General features: G+C 64.9%; 17 protein-coding genes and 1 pseudogene. 15 read left to right on the forward strand and 3 right to left on the reverse strand.

Annotated elements, in window-relative coordinates:
• The first annotated feature begins 101 nt into the window (after window positions 1-101).
• The 12 genes from soxY to F466_RS0102840 all read left to right on the forward strand — a co-directional run bounded on the left by soxY (window position 102) and on the right by F466_RS0102840 (window position 8,606).
• Window positions 102-575, forward strand: coding sequence for a thiosulfate oxidation carrier protein SoxY (gene soxY, locus F466_RS0102785; protein ID WP_012981538.1), 474 nt, complete (start codon window positions 102-104; stop codon window positions 573-575).
• A 46-nt stretch (window positions 576-621) separates the two neighbouring features.
• The gene (gene soxZ, locus F466_RS13095) at window positions 622-906 is read left to right on the forward strand and encodes a thiosulfate oxidation carrier complex protein SoxZ (protein WP_012981539.1); all 285 of its coding nucleotides are present in this window, start codon (window positions 622-624) and stop codon (window positions 904-906) included.
• A gap of 150 nt (window positions 907-1,056) precedes the next feature.
• Window positions 1,057-1,650 (forward strand): imidazoleglycerol-phosphate dehydratase HisB, encoded by a 594-nt coding sequence (hisB, locus tag F466_RS0102795; RefSeq protein WP_018139861.1) that lies wholly within the window; start codon window positions 1,057-1,059, stop codon window positions 1,648-1,650.
• Between the two features lie 15 nt (window positions 1,651-1,665).
• On the forward strand, window positions 1,666-2,322 hold the full coding sequence (gene hisH / locus F466_RS0102800; protein WP_018993403.1) for an imidazole glycerol phosphate synthase subunit HisH: 657 nt from the start codon (window positions 1,666-1,668) through the stop codon (window positions 2,320-2,322).
• Between the two features lie 10 nt (window positions 2,323-2,332).
• Window positions 2,333-3,064: a 1-(5-phosphoribosyl)-5-[(5-phosphoribosylamino)methylideneamino]imidazole-4-carboxamide isomerase gene (gene hisA, locus F466_RS0102805; RefSeq protein WP_012981542.1), complete on the forward strand. Its 732-nt coding sequence runs from the start codon at window positions 2,333-2,335 to the stop codon at window positions 3,062-3,064.
• A gap of 1 nt (window position 3,065) precedes the next feature.
• A complete protein-coding gene (hisF, locus tag F466_RS0102810; RefSeq protein ID WP_012981543.1) occupies window positions 3,066-3,857 on the forward strand; it encodes an imidazole glycerol phosphate synthase subunit HisF in 792 nt (263 codons plus the stop codon).
• Entirely contained in the window at window positions 3,857-4,234 is a 378-nt protein-coding gene (locus F466_RS0102815) for a phosphoribosyl-ATP diphosphatase (protein ID WP_012981544.1), read from the forward strand. Before hisF ends, F466_RS0102815 begins: the two co-directional genes overlap by 1 nt.
• 73 nt (window positions 4,235-4,307) lie before the next feature.
• The gene (gene tatA, locus F466_RS0102820) at window positions 4,308-4,610 is read left to right on the forward strand and encodes a twin-arginine translocase TatA/TatE family subunit (protein ID WP_012981545.1); all 303 of its coding nucleotides are present in this window, start codon (window positions 4,308-4,310) and stop codon (window positions 4,608-4,610) included.
• Between the two features lie 44 nt (window positions 4,611-4,654).
• Window positions 4,655-5,359: a Sec-independent protein translocase protein TatB gene (tatB, locus tag F466_RS0102825; protein WP_018993404.1), complete on the forward strand. Its 705-nt coding sequence runs from the start codon at window positions 4,655-4,657 to the stop codon at window positions 5,357-5,359.
• Window positions 5,356-6,552, forward strand: a complete 1,197-nt coding sequence (gene tatC / locus F466_RS0102830) for a twin-arginine translocase subunit TatC (RefSeq protein WP_012981547.1) — start codon at window positions 5,356-5,358, stop codon at window positions 6,550-6,552. Before tatB ends, tatC begins: the two co-directional genes overlap by 4 nt.
• Before the next feature lie 138 nt (window positions 6,553-6,690).
• Window positions 6,691-8,241 (forward strand): 2,3-bisphosphoglycerate-independent phosphoglycerate mutase, encoded by a 1,551-nt coding sequence (gpmI, locus tag F466_RS0102835; RefSeq protein ID WP_018993405.1) that lies wholly within the window; start codon window positions 6,691-6,693, stop codon window positions 8,239-8,241.
• A gap of 8 nt (window positions 8,242-8,249) precedes the next feature.
• Complete coding sequence (locus tag F466_RS0102840) at window positions 8,250-8,606, forward strand: cupin domain-containing protein (RefSeq protein ID WP_012981549.1); 357 nt, start codon at window positions 8,250-8,252, stop codon at window positions 8,604-8,606.
• 16 nt (window positions 8,607-8,622) lie between these two features.
• Here F466_RS0102840 and F466_RS0102845 read toward each other — a convergent pair whose 3' ends face one another.
• Both F466_RS0102845 and F466_RS0102850 read right to left on the reverse strand, forming a co-directional pair.
• Entirely contained in the window at window positions 8,623-10,311 is a 1,689-nt protein-coding gene (locus F466_RS0102845) for a serine/threonine-protein kinase (protein WP_012981550.1), read from the reverse strand.
• A 14-nt stretch (window positions 10,312-10,325) separates the two neighbouring features.
• Window positions 10,326-10,859, reverse strand: coding sequence for an FHA domain-containing protein (locus F466_RS0102850; protein WP_012981551.1), 534 nt, complete (start codon window positions 10,857-10,859; stop codon window positions 10,326-10,328).
• 131 nt (window positions 10,860-10,990) lie between these two features.
• Here F466_RS0102850 and F466_RS0102855 point away from each other — a divergent pair, with 131 nt between their 5' ends.
• Complete coding sequence (locus F466_RS0102855) at window positions 10,991-11,368, forward strand: DUF5362 family protein (protein WP_018139869.1); 378 nt, start codon at window positions 10,991-10,993, stop codon at window positions 11,366-11,368.
• A gap of 34 nt (window positions 11,369-11,402) precedes the next feature.
• Here F466_RS0102855 and F466_RS0102860 read toward each other — a convergent pair whose 3' ends face one another.
• Entirely contained in the window at window positions 11,403-15,452 is a 4,050-nt protein-coding gene (locus F466_RS0102860; protein WP_026296401.1) for an autotransporter outer membrane beta-barrel domain-containing protein, read from the reverse strand.
• A gap of 268 nt (window positions 15,453-15,720) precedes the next feature.
• Here F466_RS0102860 and F466_RS13765 point away from each other — a divergent pair.
• Together F466_RS13765 and F466_RS0102875 are read left to right on the forward strand one after the other, a co-directional pair.
• A pseudogene (locus tag F466_RS13765) lies at window positions 15,721-16,008 on the forward strand (DUF5362 family protein); the annotation flags it as partial.
• A 111-nt stretch (window positions 16,009-16,119) separates the two neighbouring features.
• Entirely contained in the window at window positions 16,120-17,187 is a 1,068-nt protein-coding gene (locus tag F466_RS0102875; RefSeq protein WP_012981553.1) for a diguanylate cyclase, read from the forward strand.
• Window positions 17,188-17,230: the final 43 nt, after the last annotated feature.

The following is a 17,230-nucleotide window of genomic DNA, read 5'->3' on the forward strand; positions in this document are numbered from 1 at the left end:
CCCGGGGGTCGCCGTCCAAAGCAACAGGCGTAAACGCGGGCAACCGCTAAAACGCCGCCGGATAACCCGGAACTGACCCAAAAAGATGAGAGGAGATCTCCATGATTAGCACCAAGCGTCGTGTCTTCCTGAAAGGCACTCTCGCCGCCGGCACCGTCGGCGTGGCCGTTGGGGCTGGCCTGCTGGCTCCGAGCAAGCTGCTGGCCGCCTGGCCGTCCTCCACGTTCGAGGCCGAGGGCCTGGACGCCGCGATGGAAGCTGCGCTCGGCTCCACCGACATCCCGGATAGCGACGACATCGATCTGAGCGCCCCGGAAATCGCCGAGAACGGCGCCGTGGTCCCGGTTTCGATCGAAACCAGCCTGGACGACGTCACCGAGATCGCCCTGTTCGCCGAGGAAAACGACTTCGCCGCGACCGCCCACTACATCCTGGCCTCCGGCACCAAGCCGAAAGTGTCCAGCCGCATCCGTCTGGGTGAGTCCTCGAACGTCGTGGCCGCCGTGAAGTCTGGCGACAGCTGGTACAAGACGGTCCGCGAAGTGAAGGTCACGGTCGGTGGCTGCGGCGGTTAAGCCGCGCGCCCCAATCGCTGATCGAACCCTATTGGAGGAATAAGATATGTCTATTCGAGTTCGCGCCCAAGAAAGCAACGGCGTTGTTAACGTCCGCGCTCTGATGAGCCACGACATGCTGGTCCCGGATGATGATGGTGGTCCGCACTTCATCGAAACTGTGGAAATCAAGCGTAACGGCGAAGACGCCATTACCGCCTACTGGAACTTCACTGTCTCTCGTAACCCGTTCCTGCAGGTCGAGTTCGACGGTTCCGCCGGCGACACCGTGTCCGTCTCCTGGACGGACAACAAGGGCGAATCCGATTCGACCGAAGTCGAAGTCGGCTAAGGAAGCCTCGCTTCCTGACGTCCAGCCGGGGCCCTCGGGTCCCGGCTTTTTTTTGCCAATTGCATGGCAGGCGAGTGCCCCGATCCGGTGTGCGTACCGGGCCGTGGCCAGCCTTGCTACACTGAGCCTTTGTCGTCTTGAATCGGAATCATGACTGAACGTACTGCTAGCATCCGCCGCGACACCCTCGAGACCCAGATCACCGTCGAGCTCAACCTTGATGGCAAGGGCACAAGCCAGCTGGAGACCGGTGTCCCGTTCCTCGATCACATGCTCGACCAGGTGGCCCGCCACGGCATGGTCGATCTCTCGGTGCGTGCGCAGGGCGACCTGCATATCGACGCGCATCACACGGTCGAGGATGTCGGCATCACGCTCGGGCAGGCGCTGGCCAAGGCCCTGGGGGACAAAAAAGGCATCCGCCGCTACGGCCATGCCTACGTCCCGCTGGACGAGGCCCTGGCGCGGGTGGTGATCGACTTTTCCGGGCGCCCGGGGCTGGAGATGCACGCGGACTTTCGGCGTTCGCACATCGGCGAGTTCGATGTGGATCTCTTTCACGAGTTCTTCCAGGGGCTGGTCAACCACGCCTGGATGACCCTGCACATCGACAGTCTTCGCGGAGACAACGCGCACCACGTGGCCGAGACCATCTTCAAGGCCTTTGGGCGCGCGCTGCGCATGGCGGCCGAGGCCGACCCGCGCGCGCAGGGGATTACCCCGTCGACCAAGGGCAGTCTTTAAAGGGATTTCCCGGCCATGGAAACAGTTGCCGTCATTGACTACGGCATGGGTAACCTGCACTCGGTCGTTCGCGCGCTCGAACACGAGTCCGGTGCCGGCCAGCGCATCCTGCTGACGGACGATCCCGACACCCTGCGTGAGGCCGATCGCCTGGTCTTCCCGGGGCAGGGGGCGGCCGGTGATGCGATGCGCGCGCTGGCCGCGCGGGGGCTCGACCGCCTGTTGCCCGAGCTGACTGCGGATCGGCCCTTCCTTGGCCTGTGCCTGGGGCAGCAGATCCTGATGCAGCACAGCGAAGAGAGCGGCGGGGTCGATCTTCTGGGCATACTGCCGGGGCGGGTCGCACGTTTCCCGGAATGCGATGGCCCGGACGGCCGGCGCCTGAAGATCCCGCACATGGGGTGGAACCGGGTCCTGCCGACCGGCGAGCACCCCCTGTGGCACGGCCTGCCCGAGACGCCGTGGTTCTATTTTGTACACAGCTATCGCGTGTTGCCGGAGAATGAGGCGGATATCGCCGGGCGCACCGATTATGGCGAGACCTTTGCCTCGGCACTGGCGCGCGGCTCGCTGTTCACCATGCAGTGCCACCCGGAGAAGAGCGCCGCCTGCGGGCTGCGCCTGTTGCACAACTTTCTGCGCTGGGACGGTGAGGGTCCCGGGGCTGCGTGAGGAGTCCAAGATGCTGGTCATTCCTGCAATTGATCTGAAGGAAGGCAAATGCGTGCGCCTGCGCCAGGGCAAGATGGAGGATTCCACCGTGTTCGGCGAAGACCCGGTCGAGATGGCGAAGCGCTGGGTGGATGCCGGGGCGGAGCGCCTGCACATCGTCGACCTGGATGGCGCCTTCGCGGGCCATCCGCGTAATGCCGAGGCCGTGCATGCGATCGCCGAGGCCTTCCCCGACCTGCCGATCCAGATCGGCGGCGGAATCCGCGACGAGGACACCGTGCAGGCCTATCTGGATGCCGGGGTGGAGTTCGTGATCATCGGCACCCGCGCGGTGAGCGCGCCGCACTTCGTCAATGACCTGTGCCTGGAGTTTCCCGGGCGCATTATCGTCGGGCTGGACGCGAAGGACGGCAAGCTGGCGGTGGATGGCTGGTCGAAGCTGTCGCACCACGATGTAATCGACCTGGCCCAGCATTTCGAGGCCGATGGCGTGGTGGCGTTCGTCTATACGGATATCGCCCGCGACGGGATGATGAAGGGGCCCAATGTGGAGGCCACCGCCCGCCTGGCGAGCAACGTGCGTGTGCCGGTGATCGCCTCCGGCGGGATCAGCTCGCTGGACGATCTGCGCCAGCTCGCCGAGAACGAGGAAGAGGGCATCACGGGCGCGATCGTCGGGCGCGCGCTGTACGAGGGCGCGTTCACGCTCGAAGAGGCGCGCAAGGCGGCGTCCGGGGGCTGAGATGCTGGCCAAGCGCATCATCCCCTGCCTGGATGTCGATGCCGGCCGCGTCGTCAAGGGCGTGAACTTTGTCGGCATCCGCGATGCCGGCGACCCGGTGGAGATCGCGCGGCGCTACAACGCGCAGGGCGCGGACGAGATCACCTTCCTCGATATCACGGCCTCCAGTGATGATCGCGACACCATCCTGCATGTGGTCGAGGAGGTGGCGCGCGAGGTCTTTATCCCGCTGACCGTGGGTGGCGGCGTGCGGGCGGTGGAGGACATCCGCCGCCTGCTGAATGCCGGGGCCGACAAGGTCTCGATCAATACCGCCGCCGTGCACCGCCCGGAGCTGGTGCGCGAGGCGGCCGACTGGGTCGGCAGCCAGTGCATCGTGGTGGCGATCGACGCCAAGCGCGTCAGCGCGGAAGGCGAGTCCCCTCGCTGGGAGGTGTTCACCCACGGTGGGCGCCGCGAGACCGATCTGGAAGTCGTCGAGTGGGCGCAGCGGATGGAGTCCCTCGGGGCCGGCGAGATCCTGCTGACCAGCATGGATCGTGATGGCACCCGGATCGGGTTCGATCTGGAACTGACCCGGGCGGTCAGCGATGCGGTGGGTATCCCGGTCATTGCCTCCGGCGGCGTGGGCGAGTTGCAGCACCTGGTCGAGGGCGTGACCGAAGGCCATGCCGACGCAGTGCTGGCGGCCAGCATCTTCCATTTCGGTCAGCACACGGTGGGCGAGGCCAAGGACGCGATGGCCGCGGCAGGTGTGCCCGTACGGCCGAACGACGCTGGGGTGGCCGCCTGATGGCCGGGCGTGCGTCAGATGCCCGGGCGGGTGCCGAACTCCTGAGCGCGCTGGCCGAGGTGATCGAACAGCGGCGCCAGGCCGACCCGGAGCAGTCCTACGTGGCGAAGCTGCACGCCCGGGGGCTCGACGAAATGCTGAAGAAGCTCGGCGAGGAGTCGGCGGAGACCATCATCGCCGGCAAGAACGACGACAGCGACGCGCTGGTGTCGGAGATGGCGGACCTGTGGTTTCATAGCCTGATTGTGCTCGCGGCCCGGGGCCGCCACCCCGACGACGTCCTCGACGAGCTGGCTCGGCGCTTCGGGTTGTCCGGTATCGCGGAAAAGGCCGCGCGCCGGGCCAGTGGGCAGCGCTCTGATAAAAACGATAAATAAAACGCTGCGTATTGATTATGGGCCTGGCGCCGTTCAGGCTTATCCCAAAGTTGAATGATCTTGGAGAGAGTCCATGGGTATTGGTGGCATCAGCATCTGGCAACTTCTTATTATCCTGCTCATCGTCGTGCTGCTGTTCGGCACGAAGAAACTGCGCAACATGGGCGGTGACGTCGGCTCCGCGCTGAAGAACTTCCGTCAGGCGGTCAAGGACCCGGACGGCCAGAACAAGCAGGATGACAACGCGGAAGGCCAGGATGGCGAGACCCCTGAGGTCGAGGACCAGACCGGCGACAAGGGGCGTGTGGTCGACGGCGAGGTGAAGAACAGCTCGGAGCAGGAAACCGAGACCTCGCAGTCGGACAAGAAATCCTGATCCGCGCCCCGCGCGGAACGGCCGGACTCGGGCGGCGCTAGCGCATGTTCGACATCGGTTTCTGGGAGATCATCATCATCGTGCTGGTCGCGCTCCTGGTCGTCGGACCGGAGCGGCTGCCCGGCCTTGCGCGCGAGATCGGCCGCTGGGTGGGCAAGACCCGGCGTTTCGTGCACAGCGTGCGTTCGGATTTCGAGCAGGAACTACAGACCGACGAGCTGCGCAAGATGCTCCAGAGCCAGGAGCGCGAGATCCGTCAGCTCAAGGGCACCATGGAGGAGACCGAGAAGGATCTCCGCGAGGACATCGAGGAAACCGAAAAGGATCTGCGCGAGGACATCGAGGGGAAGGCCGCCGCCCGCAAGGGCCTGACGCAGGACCACCTGAAGGCCCTGGACGACAAGCGCGCTGCAACGGATAAACAGACGAAGAAGCCGGCCGTGCGTGAGCGCCGCCCGGCGGATGCGGACGACGCCCAGGACGAGGCCGATCCCGAGCAGGCTGAAGTGCGTCGGGTGCCGACCCGCTCGGGTATAGACGGCAACCTGATGACCGACGACCCGGCGCTGGAAGCCGAACGCAAGGCACGCGCTGGAGAGGCGGATCGACCCAAGCGCAAGAAGCCGGCTGTGCGCCCGCGTCGCACCGCGAAGTCGGATACCCCCGAGTCCGCGGACCGCCAGGATGCCGCCCCGGACCAGTCAAGCGACTCCACTCACGACGACCAGGCCCCCGACAAGCACTCATGAGCAAGACCAAGCCGGAGGTCGAACCGAGTCCGGAGGCCACCGAAACCCTGCTCACGCACCTGATCGAGCTGCGTGATCGTGTCCTCAGGATGTTCATCGCCATTCTGGTGGTGTTCCTGGTGCTGTTCCCGTTCGCCAACCCGATATACACGTGGCTGGCGGATCCGCTGATGCAGCACCTGCCGGAAGGCACCAGCATGATCGCGATCGACGTCGCCGCGCCGTTCCTGATCCCGTTCAAGCTGGTCCTGCTGTTGGCGGTGGTGATCAGCATCCCGTACCTGCTCTATCAGGTCTGGTCGTTTGTTGCGCCGGGGCTGTACAGCCACGAAAAGAACATGGCCCTTCCGCTGGTGGCCTCGTCCACCATCCTGTTCTACCTCGGGATGGCCTTCGCGTATTTCGTTGTTTTTCCGCTGATCTTCGCCTTCTTCACCGCGACCGCCCCCGAGGGGGTCTCGGTGATGACCGACATCTCGCGCTATCTCTCGTTCGTGATCATGCTGTTCATCGCGTTCGGCATCGCATTCGAGGTGCCGGTGGCGACGATTCTTCTGGTCTCGCTGGGGGCGACCACACCCGACAAGCTGGCCAAGAAGCGCCCCTACGTGATCGTGGGGGTGTTCCTGATCGGCATGGTGCTCACGCCGCCGGATATCATCTCGCAGACGCTGCTGGCCTTGCCGATGTGGCTGCTGTTCGAGATTGGCCTGATCCTCTCGCGCATCATGGAGCGCAAGAAGGCCGAGAAGCGTCGCGCGCAAGGGGGCGATGAGCCCGATGACCTGAGCGATGACTCCGGCGATGGGCCCGACGACCCGGACGGTGGGCCTGGTGGTGGCGGCAAGGGTGCGTCTGGCACCTCTAGCCGCAAGGCCGCAGCCGCCACGGCCACGGCTGGAGCGGCCAGCTCCAGCTCCAGCGCCGGGGCTCGGGAGACCCCGGCCTCCGCGCGCGCGGGCTACACCCCGATGACCGACGAGGAGATGGATGCCGAACTCGACCGCATCGAGGCGGAACAGGCCGAGCTCCAGCGCCAGAAAGAGGCGCGCAAGTCCTCGGAATCGCAGACGGACGAAACTCCAGGCACCGATCTGTCGCAAGATGACACGCCTCAGGAACCTGCCCGTGACGATGCCCGGGCCGACGAGGGGCCCTCGCAGGAAGACTATGACGAGGGGCGTTTCCGCTAGGAAACATTGATCGGTGTTTCCCGGTAGACGCTGACTGTTTCACACGCCAGCGTCTACTGGATCCCCGCGGTGTCCATCTGCGCATTGGAACTTGCTAAAATGCCCGGATAACCCATTGACCCAGGTAATGAACCCGCGATGGCCGACCCGCGTCCGACCCCCCGCCGCCCCGTCCTGCTGATCGTTATGGACGGGGTCGGAGTAAACCCCTCCAAGGTGAACAACGCCTACGCCGAGGCCAACACGCCGCGCCTTGACGAGTACCTGTCTACCCATGCGCATACCACGCTGGATGCCTGTGGCCGCGCCGTCGGCCTGCCGGATGGCCAGATGGGCAACTCCGAGGTGGGCCATTTGACCCTGGGTGCCGGGACCGTGATCAACCAGGATCTGGTGCGCATCGACGACTCCATCGCCGATGGCAGTTTTTACGAGAACGACGCCCTGGTCAGTGCCGCCCGCGCGGCCGCGAATAATGACCTGCCGCTGCACCTGATTGGCCTGGTGTCCGATGGTGGCGTTCATTCGCATATCCGCCACCTGCGCGCGCTGGTCGAGATCTGCCAGCGCGAAGGCGCCCGGCCGATGGTGCACATGATCACCGACGGTCGCGACACGGCCCCGCGTTCCGCGCTCAACTACCTCGACCCGCTGGAAGAGGAGCTGGCCAGCGCCGGCGGCGCCATTGCCACGGTATGCGGTCGTTATTACGCCATGGATCGCGACAAGCGCTGGAGCCGCACCGAAAAGGCCTTCCGCGCGATTGCCTACGCCGAGGGCGAGCCCGCAGGGTCGGTGCGCGAGGCCATCGAGGCCGCCTACGCCGCCGGCGAGGACGACGAGTTCATCAATCCCCGCATCATCAACGGCGGTGCCCCGCTCGGGCAGGACGCGGTCTGCGTGCTGTTCAACTTCCGCAACGACCGGCCGCGTCAACTGACGGCCGCGCTGGGGCTGGACGACTTCGACGGCTTTGACCGTGGTGAATTCCGCCCGGTGGCCGAGACCTGTCTGACCGAGTACGACCCGCGCTTCCTGTCGCCGATCGCCTTCCCGCCCGAGCGCCCCTCGACCACCCTGGGGAGCACGATCGCCTCTGCCGGTATCCCGCAGTTCCACTGCGCGGAGACCGAGAAGTACGCCCACGTCACCTTTTTCTTCAATGGCGGGAAGGAAGAGCCCTACGCCGGAGAACAGCGCGTGATGGTGCCCTCGCCGCCAGTGGATACCTACGACGAACAGCCGGAGATGAGCGCGGTTGAGGTGGCCGACGAGACCATCAAAGCCATGGAAGGCGGGCGCTACGGGTTCATCCTGGTGAACTTTGCCAATGGCGACATGGTGGGCCACACGGCCAAGCGCGAGGCCCTGCTCCAGGCGGTCGAGGTGCTGGATCGCGAGGTCGGACGCGTGCTGGATGCCGCGAAGGATGCGGGTTATTCCGTGATCGTGACCGCTGACCACGGCAACTGCGACGAGTACATCGACCCGGTGACCGGCGACCCGCACACCCAGCACACGATCTACCCGGTGATGTGCATGATTACCGACTCGCAGCGCTGGCGTCTGCGTACCGGCGGCGGTCTGGCCGATGTGGCCCCGACGGTGCTGGAATTGATGGGGGTACCCAAGCCCGCCGCAATGGGTGGCTGCAGCCTGTTGCTCGAGGAAGTCCCCGAGCCGGCATGAGGCCGATCATGTATACGCGCTACGACGACATCCCGGCCTATGACACCAAGGACGGCTCCGAAATCCGCGAGCTGATGCACCCGGATTCCCATGGCAATGCGGCCCAGAGCCTCGCCGAGGCAGTGGTCGCCCCGGGTGCGACCACGCACCTGCATCGCCATGCGCAGACCGAGGAGCTCTACCACATCACCCGCGGACGCGGAGAGATGCGGCTCGGGGAGGAGACCTTCGAGGTGACGGTCGGGGATACCGTCTGCATCCACCCCGGCACCCCGCATAACATCCGCAATACCGGGACCGAGCCGCTGCATATCCTGTGTAGTTGCGCGCCACCCTATTCGCACGGCGACACCGAGCTCTTGTAGCCGGGGCTCGGCTTGCTCAGGCGGGGGGCGTCCGTTCCGGGCGGTCCGCCTCCGTATCCTCCTCCAGTATCAGCGTCCGCTCGCTGTCGGATTCCGCTTGCGGGGCTTGCTGTTGGGGTGCCGGGCGCTGCTTCATGCGCGCCTCCAGCGAGTCCGCCATCGCGTTGTAGGCGGCATATACCCGTTCGAAATCATCGCGTCGCCGGGCGCGGATGCGCGTGTCCAGCCGGCCTTGTCCGATCTGATCGAGGGCCCCGCGCAGAGTGTCCAGTGGCGCCTGCAGCCGTCGTGCGAGTACGTAAGCACCCAGCGAAACGGCCAGCAACGTCACCAGCGCGAGCAGCGTCAGGGCCAGCAGTGTGGTCTGATTGGCGGCACGCAGCGAGCGGGTCGAGAGGCCCACCTGCAGCCGCCCGATCTCGATCTCCTGAAAGCGCACGGGTGCCTCGAACAGGAACATCTCGCGCCCGTCCGGGTCCTCCAGAGACCAGATCGCCTGGCCCCCGCGACGGGTCAGCAGGTGCTCCTCCGGGGGCGATTCAAATGGGCTGCCAAGCGATGCGCGATCGCTGCTCGCCACCACGCGCCCCTGGTGGTCCGCCACGCTCAATAGCGCGATCTCGCGATTGTCCTGCATGTCCTGCAGCCGCCCCTGTACGGCGATGGTGTCCTCCAGCAGCAGGTCCTCCGCGCTCTCCACCGAGATGATCTGCGCCAGCGTGGACCCGTAGTCGAAGGCCAGGTCCGTGATCACCTCGTTCTGTTTTTTCTGCACCAGGGCGCCGGCGGCTGCCAGCGTGATGGCCACGGTCGCTCCGAGGATTGCCGGCCAGCGCCACCGCAGCGGGATGATCCGCCGTCCGGCGCCGGCGCGTTCGCGTTCCATGCGCTCTTCGTCGATCCGTTGCAGCTCTACTAGCAGCTCTCCGGCTGACTGGTAGCGCTGGTCCGGTTGTTTCTCCAGCAGCCGTTCGACCAGCTCGATCAGCTCCGGGGGGCAATCCCGGACGATCGGGCGCAAGGGCGGTGGCGGGTCGCGCACCACTCGGGTCAGCAGCCCTTCGACCTCGTGCCCGCGAAAGGGTGTCGAGCCGGTGAGCAGTTCATACAGGACGACCCCCACCGAGTAGAGGTCCGCTCGGGCGTCGGTGGACAGGCCACGAATCTGTTCCGGAGCCATGTAGTGGGGCGAGCCGGCGACGTAGCCATCCGAATCGGCCCGCCAGGCAGGATCATTCAGGGTCTGGGCGATGCCGAAGTCCATCACCTTGATGTTCACCGTGGCGCTGGTGACGATGATGTTCTCCGGCTTGATATCGCGATGCACCACACCATTGCGGTGGGCGTAATCGAGCGCCTCGGTCAGCTGGATCGCGATCTTGAGTACGTTGCGCAATAGCAGCGGGCGGAACTGCTCGGCGAAGGCGGCGAGCGTAATCCCGTCCAGCAGTTCCATCGCGATAAACGGGCGGTCCCCGGATTCGCCGACGTCGAAGATCGTCACGATCCCCGGGTGGGTCAGTGTGCCGGCTGCGCGCGCCTCCACCAGAAACCGGCGGCGATACTCGGGCCGGCGTGCGTAGTCATCCTGCAGGCACTTGATCGCAAGTTCGCGGCGAATCTCCGGGTCGAAGCCGCGATAGATTACGGCCATCGCCCCGCGACCGATCTCCTCGCCTACGCCATAGCGACCGATGCGCTGCACGCCGGACGGCTCGTTCAGGTGTTTTCGAGCAGGATGCGCGCGACCGCGGCGAGCACCAGAATCGCCACTGCCACGCCGATCCAGCGCCAGGAGGACCGCCGGACGCCACCGACGGGCACGGCCTCGGAGCCGTCATCCCGGCGCCGGAAGATGAACTCCGCGCGCCCGAAACGGACATGGTCGCCGTCATTCAGCGTGGCCTCGTGCACCTTGCGCTCGTTCACCCAGGTGCCGTTCGTCGAGAGAAGGTTGACCACGCGGCAGGCCCCGCCGTCGTTGACCAGCCAGGCGTGTTGCGACGAGACACTGCCTTCCTGCAGCACGATGTCATTGTCGCCCTGTCGGCCGACGGACTGCTTGCCGGGTTTGAGGGTCAGGCGTTGCTGGCGGAAGGGTTCGGCGACGCCCACCAGGACGGGGTGTCCACCGGGGGGCGTTCGCGACTGCTCTGCGGTGGCTTCCGTCTCGGGCAAAGTCGCGCCCTGGAACAGCATGGTCCCTTGCGGCCCACTACGCTCGCGTTCACTGTCTCGTCCCTGATCGCTCATGCGGCCTCCATTGCGCAGCTGCGGTGTACCGCCCGAGTATGCCTTTCGCCCCAATGGCGAACAATGCACGGTGCCCCGGTCAGGCTGCTATGCTCGGAACCGTTCCCAACCCAACGGACAGGAGTATTCGCATGGAAGCAGAATCGACAGGCAACCCGCAGCTTCGCGAACTGATCGAACCACTGGTGCGCGGCAAGTTCTGGATGCAGCTGATCGGTATCATGCTGATCATCTCGGGCGTGCTCACTGCCCTGTCCATTGTCGGCATCCTGATTGCCTGGATCCCGATCTGGGCCGGGGTGGTGCTGATGCAGGCGGCGGGCGCCTCGCAGCGCGCCTTCGACAGCGCCGACCCGCTGGAGATCAAGTACGCACTAAGCCGACTGCGCATCTACTTCACCATCTTCGGCGTGCTGCTGCTGATCTACCTGGCCCTGATGATCGTCGGCATGCTGTTCGGCATTGGCGCTGGCATGATGGGCCTCGGCGCCATGGGCGAACACATGTAGGTGCGCAGCAGGCCCCCGGTCATTTGGTCGGCGGCTAGAACGGGATCTGCACCCGCATCCCGATGGCGTGATCCGTCATGTTGTTGGAGAAGCGGCCACGGTAGTCCACACGAACCGAACCGGAGTCCCCAGCGAGAATTTCCAGACCAGCGCCCATGTCCGCCACTGTGCGGTCACGGCTTCGGCTGATTCGAAACGAATCGCCGCCCCCCTGGAACGAGGCTGTAAGTTGGGTCTCGTCCGAGGTATACCGAGTGGCGCCCGCCGAGAGATAGGGGCGTACAAGTGTGTCATTTCCGGTCTCGAATTCGGTACCCCAGCGTGTACCCAGCGCGATACTGCCGGCGCGGTCGCGCTCGCTGTCCACGTCCAGTGCCTCGGGCCCACCGCTTTCGGAGAATCCACCCAGGCGGACCTGCCGGTAGCCAAGCCCGGCATAGGGCTTGAGGTAGGACCCACCTAGATCGATCTCGTACTGCGCATGGAGGTCGATCCCCAGGTGGCGTACGCGATAGTCGGCAGTGAGTTCGGATGGTTCGCCGGTGAAGTCGACGACGCGCGTGCTGTCATGCCAGCCGTAACCGCCCGACACTGACCCAGAAACCATCCACGGCCCTGGAGCATATTTGAGTACAGCGCCGGCATGCATGCGGTCCACTTCTGTCTGCGCGCCGGAATCCGACTGTACATCGCCGCGTTCGAATCCCACTCCGCCTCCGAGATGCCAGTCGTTGGCAAGTGCGCGTTGCACGCCGGTGGATACCGAGATACTGTTTTCCTCGAATCCAGCCTGGCGCGAGGTGGAATCCTGGTCCAGATTCCGCCGTCCGAGCCGTACCCAGGCGCACTCGCCCTGGCGCACATGGACATGTGCGCCGGAGTCCACGCTGCAGCTAAGCAGGTCACTGGCGAACACGCCGGCCGCGTGGGTCGCGCTGGCGGCGCTGTTCATATGGGGCTCGGGGCTGAGCTGTTCGTAGGCCTGTGCCAATTCGGCAACATCCGAGGCAGAGAGCAGGGCGCCGAACACGGTGTCGAGGTCTCCTGTTGACCCCGTCGCCCACAGCCCTTCGATAACCCCGTGCACGGACTGCTGGTTGGAGTTCAGTCCGGTTACCGTTTCGGGGATGTCGATTTCCGCGCTCAGGCCCAGCTCGCTGGCCGAGGAGAAGTCCAGTTTGTAGTCCACGAAGAGCGTATCTTGAACATTCATCCCCTCGTCCGTGACCCCGCCCGTTGCCGCGGCGATGGTGAAGCTTCCGGAATCGTCCGGAACCAGGATTCGGGGGACGACCTCGCCATTCAGGGAGGCGGTTCCGGAGATATCCAGGAAATCGGAATCGCCGGAAACCATGTCCAGGGAAACCTGATAGCGCCCAGTAGCGGTGTTGGTCCAGTCACCGGCGACCTGGGTGGTCACGATCCGATTTGTGCCACCCGGGTTGAGCCAACCGCGGTTCTCCAGCGTGCCGCCGTTTAGGTCGACGATGGCCTCGCTCTCGAACCGGCCGGCCTCCTGATTGAACAGGGCGTTACTGCCAGTTCCGAGGTCCACGTCCCCTGCCAGCAACCCCGTGTTGTAAATCGTGTCGTCGCCATCACCACCGAGTACGGCGCGCCGCGACATCGAGGTCAGCACCCCGTCGTTCCAGACCGTGTTGCTGCCCGACCCCTCGAGTTGTAGCCCATAGTATCCCGGCCCCCCGATCACCGACCCATCCGTGATCCGTACCTCGATATCGCGCGCCGACCCGCCGTCGCTGATGGCATGGATCGCCTGTTGCCCGGCCCGGATGTGGCCGGAGCTCAGGACAGACACGGCAGTCGCGGAATCCGACACCCCGCTGATCGAGGAATGGGCGACGATACCTCGGCCGTCCGCGTCAATCTCGCCGTGGTGTTCCACCCGGACCCGCGCGACCTCCACTGCATCGATCACCATGATCCCGGCCCGGTGATTGGATTGATCGACCGATATGTCGTTTATGGCCTCCCCATCGGGCTCGCCGCCTGCGCCGTCTCCTGCTTCCTGCATCTCATCGGTATTGGCCTGATTGACATGCTCCTTCTGGACGACCTCGGCGTTCGCACGCGCCACGATGCCGTCACCCCCGGCACGGATGTCCCCGTGATTCGAAACTTTCGTGCTGGCCAGCGATCCCCCGGATATCAGGAGGATCTGCTCGCTTTCGTTTTCTTGACCCAACCGATGGTGGTATTCGGCGGAGCCTCCGGCTCCTCCGTCACCATCGTTGCCGTCCGACCCGATGCCTCCTTCGCCTCCGTCTCCGCCCACAAGTCTGGTTTCGACTTCTGCCGAGTTGGTCTGATCGAGAATCTGTACCTGTACCAGTGACACCCCACTTTCGGCGGTGATGCCGCGGCCGCCGGCAAACACGCGACCGGAGTTCTCCACTTCGACTTCGGCAAGACGGCTATGCGACAACAACACGATCTGGCCTGCCTCGTTGGATTGCGACCAGATGAGCTCTGCCAGAGTGTCCCCACCATCCCCACCATCCCCACCATCCGCACCGGCGCCACCGTCGACATCCCCGGCGCCTCCGGCACCAGCATCGCCCGCGGTCGCGTCAAACGCATCCATTGCCTGATTGGCCTGCTCCCCTTCCTGCACCTGTACGATGTCGGTAGAGACGCGTGCGACGATGCCGCCCCCTCCCGCCTGGACCGATCCCGCGTTGCGTACCTCGGCCTGGCCGATACGCGAATCAGTCAGTACAAGGGTTTGAGCCAGCTCGTTGGACTGATTCAGGCGCAGCTCTGCCAGCGCATTGCCCCCGGCGCCACCGTCTGCACCCGTGTCTGGATCGCCGGCACCACCGTCACCGCCCGACCCGGCCACCGAGCTGGCGTCGCCTGTCACGTCGTTGATCTGTTCGACCTGTTGCACCTGGACCCGGCTCGCATCGACCTCTAGGGCCAGCCCGTATCCTTCTGCGGATACGCTTCCGGTATTGTGGATCCTTCCATGGCCCACGCTGGTCGCGGTCGCGATGTCGGTCTGGCTGGCCTCGCTCGATTGCTCAACATACCGAGTGGAAAGGGCAAGACCGCCAGGCGTGCCCGTGCTGCCCGAATCATCCACCTCGCCCGAGGGCGCGCTCAGTTCGGCCGTGCCCTGCCAGGTATTTTCCTGGATGGCATCCATGATCTGAGTGTCGGGGGTGGTCAGGATTGCTGCGACTCCGTGATCGCCGCTGGTTATATCGCCGTGGTTCTCGATCGCAAGTTCGCCCAACCGAGAATCCGCGGCCACATGGGTCTGGCCCAGCTCGTTGGCCTGCTCGACTGAGACATCACCCAGGATCACTCCCGAGCCGTCCCCGGTGATTTCGGTGCCCGTTCCCACGAAGTCCTGCCCCGAAGTATTGACCTGGTCCGTGTCGAAGACCTGGACCCGAGACGCCGAATGGTCGGCGCGCAGTCCGGCACCTCCGGCCGTTATACGGCCCTTATTCACCAGGCGGGAGCGCCCGACCGTGCTTTCCGACACCACCCGGTGCTGCCTCAGGGTATTTCGCTGCAGGCTGGACTGAATGCCTGCAGAGAGGCTGTTCTCGCCCGCCTCGGCCTGCGCTTCGAGTTCCGCAACGTTGACCTGACCGGCGCCCTGCGTCTGCAGGGTCCGTGCGCGGGAGATCAGCCGCAGGCCGTCGTCACCCGCTACGGCATGCCCGGTGTTTTCCAGGGACGTCCAGCCGGCTTGGCTTTGCACGACCATCAGGTCGCGTTCAATGTGGTTTTCCTGATCCACGTCCTGAATGACCAGCGCCGTCGCATCCACCTCGGACACGGTGGATGCCATCCCCACCATGAAGGCCGCGTTCTCTTGCTGGGGCTCGTGGTCCTCCTGCGACTCGATCCAGTCGTGCACGAGCTCGATGCCTGTGGCTTCACGGGTGAGAGGCAGGCTGTTGCGGCGGGTCAGCCACCCCTCCGACTGTTCGACGATCCGGGCTTCCATCCGGTCATCGTTAATCTGGAGGACCATCTCGATCGTCTCGTCATCGGCATGCAGTGGGGCTGCGATACTGGCACCAAGCGCGGCAGCAACCGCAAGCACGAGCGTCCGGGGCTGCGGGTAAGCGCCAAGGACTCGCTGAAATGATGTCCGACAACATGCGAACCCTTGTTCGGAAATGACGCGCATGCTGGTCCCCCTATTTGTGACAGTCGGCCCGGCCCGCTTGAGGCGGGTTCTCGAGCCTACAAGTCCCATAAATAGGTATTCGAGTGAAAGGTGACGCGTGAGTCCGGCGTTAGGTTTCGCAGCGACCGCTCGTTGGGGTACCCCCCGTACGCGTGGGCGAGCCGTAGCACGGTGCGAAAGGCTGATCCGCTCGGACGTGCTCACCGCCCTGTCCATTGTCGGCATCATCATCGCCTGGACCCCGATCTGGGCCGGTGTGATGCTCATGCGGGCGGCGGGTGTCTGGCATTGCGCATTCGACAGCAAGGACCCGTTAGAGATTTAATACGCGCTGAGCCGACTGCGCATCTACTTCACCATCTTCGGCGTGCTGCTGCTGATCTACCTGGCCCTGATGATCGTCGGCATGCTGTTCGGCATTGGCGCTGGCATGATGGGCCTCGGCGCCATGGGCGAACACATGCAGTAACCGCAGGGCCATCTCCCGCCCGGAACGGCTTCCGCAAGCCGGGGTCATAACGGCCGACCCTGGCAAGCAAGGAACAGGATCTTGGATATAGCAAGGCGACTGCGGGGACGGATGGATCCGCTATACGCGGAGGGCGAGGACACACGGCGAGGGTTTGCGGCCTGGCTGCGTGCCACGCGCATTCCGCAGGTGCGCTACATCGCGTTTCTGACCGCTGCGCTATATCTGTTGTATGCCGCCATCGAGCAGACGGTAGCCGTCGATGCGTCGGGCCAGCGGCTGCTGGCCCATGGCTTGCTGGTGCCCGGCATGTTGCTGGCCGTGGCGGCGATGACTTTCCGCGCGTCGCTCCAGCGTCCGATGTGGGCCTTGCTGATTATCGCGCCAGTGGTCGCGAATGCCGCCAACCTCTACCTGAATGCCGGTTCGCCACAGTTTCTGGTGTTCGCCCCCGAGATCTATCTGAGCATCATGTGGACCTTTGCGATCTCGGGCCTGGCCCTGCGTCAGGCCGCACTGGCCGCTACCGGGATCGTGGTGCTGGTCGTGGCGGCCAGTCTCCTCCAGACCCTGGAGACCGGCTTGCTACAGCTGCACCTGCTGTGGGTGCTGGCGGCGTTTTCGTTTGGTTGCCTGAGTGCCTTCGTGCTGGAACGGGCCCTGAAACTTACCTTCCTGCAGCAACGGGAGCTGGCGCATTCGGCGCAGGTCGACGAGCTGACCTCATTGTCGAATCGTGCGCATATCGAGCAGTTGTTCGAGGAGGAGTGTGCGCGCACCGAGCGCTATGGCCAGCCATTTTCTGTGATCCTGATCGACATCGACTACTTCAAGGCCGTGAACGATACCTGGGGCCACAGGACCGGTGACACGGTCCTCAAACAGTTCGCCGAGCTTCTGCGCCAGAACCTGCGCAAGGTGGATGCCATTGGGCGTATTGGCGGCGAGGAATTCTTCGTGCTGCTGCCACAGACCGACGCCGAGCAGGCGCAGGCGGCGGCCCGCGACCTGCAGGCCCGGATCAACGCCTTTGACTTTGACGCCGTCGGGCGGCGCACCGCGAGCTTCGGTGTGACCGAATACCGCCCGGGCGAGCGCCGGGTCGATACCTTCGACCGGGCCGACCAGGCCCTGTACGCGGCCAAGAAGAACGGCCGCAACCGCATCGAGGTGCGTTGAGCCCGGACAAGGGCACAGTAGTGGTTTTCCGACGGCCGCTGGT

This window comes from Thioalkalivibrio sp. ALgr1 (assembly GCF_000378285.1).
Lineage (GTDB): Bacteria > Pseudomonadota > Gammaproteobacteria > Ectothiorhodospirales > Ectothiorhodospiraceae > Thioalkalivibrio.

Excerpts from the sequence above, each read along its gene's own strand:
- F466_RS0102840 (WP_012981549.1), top strand. The coding sequence starts at position 8,250 with ATGTATACGCGCTACGACGACATCCCGGCCTATGACACCAAGGACGGC.
- gpmI (WP_018993405.1), top strand. The coding sequence starts at position 6,691 with ATGGCCGACCCGCGTCCGACCCCCCGCCGCCCCGTCCTGCTGATCGTT.
- hisB (WP_018139861.1), top strand. The coding sequence starts at position 1,057 with ATGACTGAACGTACTGCTAGCATCCGCCGCGACACCCTCGAGACCCAG.
- F466_RS0102815 (WP_012981544.1), top strand. The coding sequence starts at position 3,857 with ATGGCCGGGCGTGCGTCAGATGCCCGGGCGGGTGCCGAACTCCTGAGC.
- tatB (WP_018993404.1), top strand. The coding sequence starts at position 4,655 with ATGTTCGACATCGGTTTCTGGGAGATCATCATCATCGTGCTGGTCGCG.
- soxZ (WP_012981539.1), top strand. The coding sequence starts at position 622 with ATGTCTATTCGAGTTCGCGCCCAAGAAAGCAACGGCGTTGTTAACGTC.
- F466_RS0102855 (WP_018139869.1), top strand. The coding sequence starts at position 10,991 with ATGGAAGCAGAATCGACAGGCAACCCGCAGCTTCGCGAACTGATCGAA.
- soxY (WP_012981538.1), top strand. The coding sequence starts at position 102 with ATGATTAGCACCAAGCGTCGTGTCTTCCTGAAAGGCACTCTCGCCGCC.
- F466_RS0102875 (WP_012981553.1), top strand. The coding sequence starts at position 16,120 with ATGGATCCGCTATACGCGGAGGGCGAGGACACACGGCGAGGGTTTGCG.
- hisF (WP_012981543.1), top strand. The coding sequence starts at position 3,066 with ATGCTGGCCAAGCGCATCATCCCCTGCCTGGATGTCGATGCCGGCCGC.
- hisH (WP_018993403.1), top strand. The coding sequence starts at position 1,666 with ATGGAAACAGTTGCCGTCATTGACTACGGCATGGGTAACCTGCACTCG.
- tatA (WP_012981545.1), top strand. The coding sequence starts at position 4,308 with ATGGGTATTGGTGGCATCAGCATCTGGCAACTTCTTATTATCCTGCTC.
- F466_RS0102850 (WP_012981551.1), bottom strand. The coding sequence starts at position 10,859 with ATGAGCGATCAGGGACGAGACAGTGAACGCGAGCGTAGTGGGCCGCAA.
- hisA (WP_012981542.1), top strand. The coding sequence starts at position 2,333 with ATGCTGGTCATTCCTGCAATTGATCTGAAGGAAGGCAAATGCGTGCGC.
- tatC (WP_012981547.1), top strand. The coding sequence starts at position 5,356 with ATGAGCAAGACCAAGCCGGAGGTCGAACCGAGTCCGGAGGCCACCGAA.